At 50.3% G+C, this 8,063-nt stretch carries 11 protein-coding genes; 8 read left to right on the top strand and 3 right to left on the bottom strand.

Annotated features, from left to right (window positions below; translation table 11 throughout):
- Both ACTHSP_RS15300 and ACTHSP_RS15295 read left to right on the top strand, forming a co-directional pair.
- Nucleotides 1–774 (top strand): ABC transporter permease subunit (locus ACTHSP_RS15300; RefSeq protein WP_440346381.1); only part of this gene is annotated, 774 nt, incomplete at its 5' end.
- A gap of 110 nt (nt 775–884) precedes the next feature.
- Entirely contained in the window at nt 885–1,565 is a 681-nt protein-coding gene (locus ACTHSP_RS15295; RefSeq protein ID WP_049351201.1) for a sulfite exporter TauE/SafE family protein, read from the top strand.
- Between the two features lie 86 nt (nt 1,566–1,651).
- On the opposite strand, the gene ACTHSP_RS15290 is transcribed toward ACTHSP_RS15295, so the two are convergent.
- The 3 genes from ACTHSP_RS15290 to xseA all read right to left on the bottom strand — a co-directional run bounded on the left by ACTHSP_RS15290 (nt 1,652) and on the right by xseA (nt 4,715).
- Nucleotides 1,652–2,461, bottom strand: coding sequence for a sulfite exporter TauE/SafE family protein (locus ACTHSP_RS15290; RefSeq protein ID WP_440346380.1), 810 nt, complete (start codon nt 2,459–2,461; stop codon nt 1,652–1,654).
- A 1-nt stretch (nt 2,462) separates the two neighbouring features.
- Nucleotides 2,463–3,242 (bottom strand): CDP-diacylglycerol--serine O-phosphatidyltransferase, encoded by a 780-nt coding sequence (pssA, locus tag ACTHSP_RS15285; RefSeq protein WP_049333267.1) that lies wholly within the window; start codon nt 3,240–3,242, stop codon nt 2,463–2,465.
- Nucleotides 3,243–3,365: 123 nt separating this feature from the next.
- Nucleotides 3,366–4,715: an exodeoxyribonuclease VII large subunit gene (xseA, locus tag ACTHSP_RS15280; protein ID WP_440346379.1), complete on the bottom strand. Its 1,350-nt coding sequence runs from the start codon at nt 4,713–4,715 to the stop codon at nt 3,366–3,368.
- Nucleotides 4,716–4,895: 180 nt separating this feature from the next.
- Between xseA and lpxK the strand changes: the two genes are divergently transcribed.
- The 6 genes from lpxK to kdsB form a co-directional block, all read left to right on the top strand.
- Nucleotides 4,896–5,906, top strand: coding sequence for a tetraacyldisaccharide 4'-kinase (lpxK, locus tag ACTHSP_RS15275; RefSeq protein ID WP_440346378.1), 1,011 nt, complete (start codon nt 4,896–4,898; stop codon nt 5,904–5,906).
- Nucleotides 5,907–5,970: 64 nt separating this feature from the next.
- Nucleotides 5,971–6,234, top strand: a complete 264-nt coding sequence (locus tag ACTHSP_RS15270) for a hypothetical protein (protein ID WP_283126983.1) — start codon at nt 5,971–5,973, stop codon at nt 6,232–6,234.
- Nucleotides 6,219–6,635: a hypothetical protein gene (locus ACTHSP_RS15265; protein WP_283126984.1), complete on the top strand. Its 417-nt coding sequence runs from the start codon at nt 6,219–6,221 to the stop codon at nt 6,633–6,635. Before ACTHSP_RS15270 ends, ACTHSP_RS15265 begins: the two co-directional genes overlap by 16 nt.
- 48 nt (nt 6,636–6,683) lie before the next feature.
- The gene (locus tag ACTHSP_RS15260; protein ID WP_283126985.1) at nt 6,684–7,109 is read left to right on the top strand and encodes a hypothetical protein; all 426 of its coding nucleotides are present in this window, start codon (nt 6,684–6,686) and stop codon (nt 7,107–7,109) included.
- 254 nt (nt 7,110–7,363) lie between these two features.
- Complete coding sequence (locus tag ACTHSP_RS15255) at nt 7,364–7,546, top strand: Trm112 family protein (protein WP_049329252.1); 183 nt, start codon at nt 7,364–7,366, stop codon at nt 7,544–7,546.
- Nucleotides 7,543–8,063 (top strand): 3-deoxy-manno-octulosonate cytidylyltransferase (gene kdsB, locus ACTHSP_RS15250; protein ID WP_440346377.1); only part of this gene is annotated, 521 nt, incomplete at its 3' end. The genes ACTHSP_RS15255 and kdsB, both read left to right, overlap by 4 nt.

Raw genomic sequence — 8,063 nt, 5'->3', positions numbered from 1 at the left:
AACATTACTTCAGACGGCAATTTTGCCCTTTACCTGCCCAATCCTTACGATGCCGATACCTTAAACGATTTTGATACAGCACCCGATCCGGCCAAACCGTCCGAACGGCATATCTTGGGAACGGACGACCGCGGCCGCGACCTGTTGGCGCGCTTGGTTTACGGTTTCTGTGATTCGCTGTTGTTTGCCTTGGTGTTGACTGTGGTGACTACCGTAATCGGCGTGGTTGCAGGCGCGGTGCAGGGTTATTTTGGCGGTAAAACCGACCTTCTGATGCAGCGTTTTATCGAGGTTTGGGGCGGTATGCCGGAGCTGTACCTCTTGATTATCCTGTCTTCGTTCTTTAATCCGGGGCTGTTGATTTTGCTGGTGTTGCTGTCGCTTTTCGGCTGGATGGGTTTGTCTGACTATGTCCGCGCCGAGTTTTTGAAAAACCGCCAGACCGATTACGTTTTGGCGGCGCGCGCGATGGGCGTGGGCAACCGTGAAATCATGTGGCGCCATATCCTGCCCAACAGCTTAACGCCGGTATTGGCCTTCCTGCCTTTCCGTATTTCAGGTGCAGTACTCGCTCTGACCAGTTTGGACTTCTTGGGCTTGGGCGTACCTGCTTCACAGGCAAGTTTGGGCGAGTTGCTGGCGCAAGGCAAAGACAACTTGGACGCGTGGTGGATCGGCCTGTCTGCCGTTGCCACGCTGACGGTGATGCTGCTTTTGCTGGTCATGATTGGCGAAGGTTTGCGTCAGGCATTTGACGTACGCGCACGCAGTTAATTGCTTTTCTAAAGCGTGAAGAGGGTGGGCGGAAAAGCTTATCCTGCATTCTCAGGGCCGTCTGAAAAGTTTCAGACGGCCTCATCCATTCGTTTGAATCATTAAAAACCATGAATCAAGAAATCACATTTCTTACTCTTTTTCTGCTCGGCTTTTTTGGCGGAACGCATTGCGTTGGCATGTGCGGCGGCTTGAGCAGCGCATTCGCTTTGCAGCTGCCGCCACATTTAAACCGAATCGGGCTGATTGTATTGTTGAACTTGGGGCGCATCAGCAGCTATGTCGTCATCGGTCTGTTGGTCGGCTTGGTCGGGCAGGTCGGCATTTCCTTAGACAATACGCGCGCGGTTCAAAACGGTTTGTATATTGCCGCCAATATCTTGCTACTTTTGCTCGGTCTCTATCTTGCCGGTATTTCAACTGCTGCAACCAAAATCGAAGGCATCGGCAAACCGATATGGAAACGCCTAAATCCTTTGCTGAATAAATTGCTGCCGATTAAATCAGTGCCTGCCTGTTTCGGCGTGGGCGTGCTTTGGGGCTGGCTGCCTTGCGGTTTAGTGTACAGCGCGTCTTTGTATGCTTTGGGCAGCGGCAATGCCTTGCACGGTGGGCTGTATATGCTGGCGTTTGCATTGGGGACCTTGCCGAACTTGCTTGCGATGGGCATATTTGCCGCGCAGTTGAAAACCTTTCTGCAAAAACGCATGGTTCGTTTGTGCGCCGGATTGTTGGTGGCAGGATGGGCGATATGGCGCTTGGCCGTATTTGCAATGGGGCAAATCGGGTAAGGTAAAGGGGATTTATTTAGTTTGTTGTTTTGCAATTTAAAAGGCCGTCTGAAAGATTTTCAGACGGCCTTTTTCACAAGAAAGATTTAATGTATCAAATTCCAAGCCATCTTGGCGGCAATCAGCAGCAACATGATGCCGAAGGCGATTTTGAGTTTTCGGGCGGGCAGCTTGTGCGCTGTTTTAACGCCGAGCGGAGCAAAGAGGATGGTGGCAACGCTCAATATGGCCACGGCCGGAAGATAGATAAAGCCTGCCGCGCCTTCAGGCAGGTTGGCAATATGTAAACCGTTGGCAAAATAGCCGATGGTGCCGGCAATTGCAATCGGCCATGCTAAACCTGAAGATGTGCCGATGGCACGGTGTGCCGGAAAGTTGCAATACAGCAGGAATGGAACGGATAGCGAACCGCCGCCGATACCGACCCAACTTGAAGCCGCCCCAAAAAGCGTGCCGACGGCTGTCAGGCCGGGGAGGGCAGGCAGGGTGCGTGAAGGTTTGGGTTTGGAATCGCGCAGGGTTTTGAGTGCGATAAAGGCAAGAAATGCAATAAAGAAAACCTGCAAAGCCAGCGTCGGCATATATTTTGCCGACACCGCGCCGAGGAGTACGCCAAGTATCATGCCTGGCGTCATCCGGCGGACGGTCGCCCAATCGATGGCGTGTTTTTTATGTTGGGCGTACATACTGGAGAAGGTGGTAAACACCATGACGGTAAAGGAAGTGCCGATGGCGAGATGCTGGGCATAGGGGTGACCGCCTATGCCTTGCAGCTGCAACGCCCATAAGACAACAGGAACAATTAACGTGCCGCCGCCTACGCCGAATAGTCCGGCAATAAAGCCCGCTGCACTGCCAACGGCGAGCAGGGCAAGGATGATGTCCCAAGACCACATTTCAGACGGCCTTGTCGTGTTTGTGTGTTTTATGGCGTTTTTTAAACCAACGGATGATTGCCATCACATAACCGGACAGGCTGTAACCGAGGAAAAATAGGAAGAGGACGAGCGAAGGCTCCCAATTGATCAAAAGCAGAATCAATACGGCCAACACCATGCCCATAAACGGCACTTGGCGGCGGATATTGATTTCTTTGAAGCTCCAAAACGGAATCTGCACAATCATGGAAATGCCGGCAAACAGGGTGATACCCAATGCCCACCAATGCACGTTGGGGAAACGCTCGACGCTGTGGTTGACCCAAATCAGGCCGACAATCAACGCAGCGGCGGTCGGGCTTGGAACGCCGATAAACCAACGTTTATCGACTTTGCCGATAAGTGTGTTGAACAGTGCCAAACGCAGGGCAGCGCAGGCACAGTAGATAAAGGCGACGGAATAACCGATTTTGCCAAACTGCCAAAGTTGCCATTTGTAGGCAATCAGGGCAGGCGCCACGCCGAAGCTGACCATATCGGCAAGGCTGTCGAGCTGTTCGCCGAACGCGCTTTGGCTGTTGGTCAGCCGCGCCACGCGTCCGTCCATGCCGTCGAGCAGCATGGAAAGGAAAACTGCAATCGCCGCCGTTTCATAACGTCCGTGCATGGACTGGGTAATGGCGAAGAAGGCGCAAAACAGCGCGGCGATGGTAAAGGAATTGGGCAGCAGGTAAATGCTGTTTTTGCGGATGGAGTTACGCGGAGGAATCGGATTTTCTGTATTTTGTGAGTTGTCCATAATGTTTCCGTATATGCTGCGGGTGCAGATAAGGCATTATACCGCATTGGCAGGTTAAGGATTTTTAAAAGACAGACATAGTTTCACTTCAATCGCATAAAGTTTCAGACGGCCTTTATTTTGTCAGTCAAACAACTCGCCCTGCGCCTGCTCTTTGGTCACGCGTACGTCGGTTTCGCCGTCGGCAAAAGTGATGTGCAGTTTTTGGCCTTGTTTCAACGTATCGGCATTGCGGATGACTTGTCCGCGTGTATTTTTGACGACCGAAAAGCCTCGCTCCAGAATATGCTGCGGCGATACGGCCTCGAGCAATGCGGCTTGGGCGGTCAGGCTTTGACGGCGGTGGACAAGCAGCTGGCGGAAGGCGTACGACAGGGCCGTCTGAAAGCGGTCGATATTGTTTTTGTAAACGGAAACATCAGGACGGCAATGTTTCAGGGTTTGGGTTTGGCGTTCAAAACGGGCGGTATGGGTGCGGAGGTTTTGCGTCATCGAGTAAGACAGCATTTGCGCCAGCTTGCTGATTGAGGCACGCTGCTCGTCAAGTTTTTGGCGCGGATGACGGATTTGCCGCGCCAGCCAGTCAAGTTTTTGGCTGGCATCGAAATAGCGTTGCTCCAAAACGGTTTTCAGACGGCCTTGCGCTTGGGCGAGGCGGTGTAGCGATTCTTGGCGGTTGGGGCTGACAAGTTCCGCCGCGCCGGTCGGTGTCGGTGCGCGCACGTCGGCAACAAAATCGGCGAGCGTGAAATCGGTTTCGTGGCCTACGCCGCTGACGACGGGAATCGCGCAGGCTTCGATGGCGCGTACGACCGGCTCTTCATTAAACGCCCACAAGTCTTCAATGCTACCGCCGCCGCGACAGACAATCAGTACGTCACATTCGGCACGTTGCGAAGCGGTTTTAATCGCTTGGGCAATTTGCAACTCGCTGCCTGTGCCTTGTACGGGCGTCGGATAAACGATAACGGGGATTTCGGGCGCTCGGCGGTTTAAGGTGGTTACAACATCGCGCAAAGCGGCGGCAGCCAAACTGGTGATGATGCCGATACATTGCGGACGGTCAGGCAACGGTTTTTTGCGTTCCGCTGAAAACGCGCCTTCCGCCTGCAACTGTGCCTTCAATCGTTCATAGGCTTCGTAAAGCTGCCCCAAACCTTTGAGCCGCACCTCATTTACGGTAATTTGAAATTCGCCCCGCGCTTCATAAATGCTAATTTTTCCTGATACTTCGATATGGTCGCCTTCTTTCAAAGGCTTCGCCAAACGCATGGCCGCACCCTTAAACATCGCGCAACGTACCTGAGCGCGGCTGTCTTTGAGCGAGAAATAATAATGTCCGCTGGCGGCACGGGTCAGGTTGGATACTTCACCGGCAATCCACAAGCCTGCGAGATGGTCTTCCAGCAAGGCTTTGGCAAGGGCGTTGAGCTCGGATACGGAAATGGAGGAGGGCGAGAAAAGTTCGGACATTGCGAAACGGAAAAATTTGGGAAAGCTGAATTATAAGGGTTTTAGAGCCATTCGTTGTATTCGTTTTCATGAAACTTGCGCCCTTTGTTTTAATATTATCAAAGCCGCATGTTCAGACGGCCTTGTCTGGGCGAGCTTGTGTTATATTATCGTTTGATTTTCGCTTCAAAAGCCGTGCGTATGCCCAAACTCCACCAAATTATCGAACGCCATTGGCAATCCCCCAATCCGTTTTTGTCTTTGCTGTTAAAACCATTGTCCAAGCTGTTTGCCAAAATTGCGGCGAAACGGCGCGATAATTTTGTTTCAGGCCGTCTGAAAAGCGAAAAATTACCTGTGCCTGTGGTGGTGGTCGGCAATATCCATGCAGGCGGAACAGGGAAAACGCCGATAGTCGCCGCGCTGGTGTCGGGTTTGCAGGAAAAGGGCGTTAAGGTCGGCATCATCAGCCGAGGTTACGGGCGCAAGAGCAAGGCGGTTCATGTATTGAATACAGCCAGCAGTGCGGCAGATGCAGGCGACGAGCCTTTATTGCTGTTTCGTCAAACCGGTGCGCTGACGGCGGTAGGCAGTAGCCGTGCAGACGCAGGCAGGGCATTGCTTGCGGCGCATCCTGAGCTTGAATTGATTGTGGCTGACGACGGCTTGCAACATTATGCCTTGCAACGCGATATGGAAATTGCCGTATTTCCAGTGGCAGATACTGGTCGCACCAATTTGGATTTACTGCCCAACGGCAGCCTGCGCGAACCTTTGTCTCGATTGGCTTCCGTTGATGCGGTCGTCGTCAGCGGGGGGCAAGCAGATATGGCATTCAGGCCGTCTGAAAATATGTTTGCCAGCCATATTGAAACAGGGCAGATTTACCGTTTGAACAGGCCGTCTGAAAAATTGGATTTGGCGGGCTTAGGAAATCAAATCGTCGCCGCCGTCGCCGGTATCGCTAAGCCGGAGCGTTTTTTCAATACGTTGCAAAGCATGAATATTGCTTTGAAACAAACCGTTGCCTTGCCTGATCATGCAGATATTACGGCAGCGGATTTGCCGGACGCAGATGTGGTGATTATCACGGAAAAGGATGCAGTCAAATTTTCAGACGGCCACGGCCTGAATCATGTGTGGGTCTTGCCTGTTTATGCGATAATTGAGCCGGACTTGGCGGCGTTTGTATCCGCGAATGTTTCAATCTAAATGCTTATAGATGTTTTACAGATGTTTTAAAGATGATCTTCAAACTACGCGATAGGAGTAAATCATGAAGTTAAAATATTTGTTGGTCGCTTGCGCAGCTTTATTTGTATCCACTCAAAGCTTAGCTGCTAAACCAAGTGATGAATCTGCAATGAAATGGTTGGAGATTCAAGGGATAAGCAGTAATTATAGCGAGAAAGTGCAACGTTCTTTGGAGATGGTGAATAAAGAGGACAATGAGCGCTTGTTAACGATGACGCCCAAAGCTCAAAAAGCGCAGATGAAGGCGGTCATCAGCCGTTATATGAAAACATGCAAGACGATTTGAGCCGCCCTGAGTTGAAAAAGCAATGGTTGGATGAAGAAAAGCGTGCCGTACAGAAAGTATTTACACAAGAAGAAGTCGATGTACTCAACAGCTTCTTCTCTTCCCCTCGGGGCAAGGGTATTTTGAAAAAAATCAATCATCTCAGACAGCATGGCGGAGATATTGACAATGTGCTGAGCCAAGCAGACGTGGATAGCATAGTAAAAGTATTTGAGCATGGGGCCGGTAAGTCTGCATTTGAAAAGATGGAACGTTTCGACAAATTGAATGATGAGATTGTTGAAAAGACGATGAGCAACAACTATATCAACGCAAGCAGGAAATATACGCCCGCTTTTGAGGCGCAAACGCGCGATATTTTGTGTAAGGGCAATAAACATTCTTCGGAATGTGACAAATAATGTGCAGGCCGTCTGAAAATATTGATATTTATTAAGTAGGTAGAAAAAATGAAATTGAAAACTTTATTGTTGCCTTTTGCTGCTTTGGCCTTGTGTGCCAATGCGTTTGCCGCGCCGCCCAGTGATGCGTCGCTGGAGCGGTTGTTTGAAGTGCAGAAGATGGATGCTCTGTTAGACCAGTCTCTCCAAAGCGTTGGAGGTATTGTACTTTCTGATCCGAAGATACAGGATTTTTTGAAAGATGTGCCCAAAGATAAGCGTCCACAGTTAGAAGAGGTCCTTAAAAAATATACAAATCAATTAATTAACGAAATTAATGCATTACAAGAGAATACCCAGGTACATAAAGCAGCTTTAGACGGTATAAAGGCGGTTTATACTCAGGAAGAAGTCAATAGATTGATTGACTTTTACGGCACGGCAGTGGGGCAATTATACTTACTAAAACGCCGTGCTATTTTGAGATCACAATGAATCTAATATTGTCTAATATTGAGTATCATCACCGAAAAATACGAAAAATCCAGTCAAAACGAAAACTTAGCCCGTGAAATCCGTCAGATCATGTGCAACGGCAAAAATCCTGACCAAGTCTGTACGCGGCAAGCAAAGAAAACGGCACAGAAAAAATGATGCCGCTTGAGGCCGTCTGAAAACAAGCGTAGCAAGTTTCGCCAAAACGAGCAAAGTGATTTTCGCTAAAACTATCAAACCTGAAAGTAAACCCCATGGAAAAAAAATTCTTAGACATCCTCGTTTGTCCTGTGACCAAAGGCAAACTCGAATACCATCAAGACAAACAGGAATTGTGGAGCCGTCAGGCGAAGCTGGCTTATCCTATTCGTGACGGCATCCCTTATATGTTGGAAAACGAAGCGCGCCCGTTGAGCGAAGAGGAACTGAAAGCATGACCGAATTTGTCGTATTGATTCCGGCGCGGTTGGATTCTTCACGTCTGCCGGGTAAGGCTTTGGCCGATATTCACGGTAAACCGATGGTTGTGCGTGTCGCCGAACAAGCGGCGAAAAGCAAGGCCGCGCGTGTTGTCGTTGCCACCGACCATCCCGATATTCAGACGGCCTGTCAGGCGCATGGCGTCGAAGTGGTCATGACTTCCAATCAACATGAAAGCGGTACAACGCGCCTTGCCGAAGCGGCCAATACGCTGAAACTGCCGCAGCATCTGATTGTTGTGAACGTACAAGGCGATGAGCCTTTAATCGACCCCAAGCTCATCAACCGTACAGCCGAAGTTTTGGTTGAAAACAATGTGCAAATGGCAACCGCCGCCCATGAATTGCACGATTTTGACGAGTTTATGAATCCCAATGTCGTCAAAGTCATCCTTGATAAAAACCGCAACGCCATCTATTTCAGCCGCGCCCCGATTCCTTATCCGCGCGATGTGATGCGTGCCGAAAAACGCGA

Source organism: Neisseria sp. P0001.S005 (assembly GCF_051963715.1).
Note: the sequence above shows the minus strand (reverse complement) of the source record. Positions and strands in the feature narration are given on the sequence as shown.

Coding starts and splice junctions, on each gene's coding strand:
- ACTHSP_RS15295 (WP_049351201.1), top strand. CDS start 885: ATGAATCAAGAAATCACATTTCTTACTCTTTTTCTGCTCGGCTTTTTT.
- ACTHSP_RS15290 (WP_440346380.1), bottom strand. CDS start 2,461: ATGTGGTCTTGGGACATCATCCTTGCCCTGCTCGCCGTTGGCAGTGCA.
- pssA (WP_049333267.1), bottom strand. CDS start 3,242: ATGGACAACTCACAAAATACAGAAAATCCGATTCCTCCGCGTAACTCC.
- xseA (WP_440346379.1), bottom strand. CDS start 4,715: ATGTCCGAACTTTTCTCGCCCTCCTCCATTTCCGTATCCGAGCTCAAC.
- lpxK (WP_440346378.1), top strand. CDS start 4,896: ATGCCCAAACTCCACCAAATTATCGAACGCCATTGGCAATCCCCCAAT.
- ACTHSP_RS15270 (WP_283126983.1), top strand. CDS start 5,971: ATGAAGTTAAAATATTTGTTGGTCGCTTGCGCAGCTTTATTTGTATCC.
- ACTHSP_RS15265 (WP_283126984.1), top strand. CDS start 6,219: ATGCAAGACGATTTGAGCCGCCCTGAGTTGAAAAAGCAATGGTTGGAT.
- ACTHSP_RS15260 (WP_283126985.1), top strand. CDS start 6,684: ATGAAATTGAAAACTTTATTGTTGCCTTTTGCTGCTTTGGCCTTGTGT.
- ACTHSP_RS15255 (WP_049329252.1), top strand. CDS start 7,364: ATGGAAAAAAAATTCTTAGACATCCTCGTTTGTCCTGTGACCAAAGGC.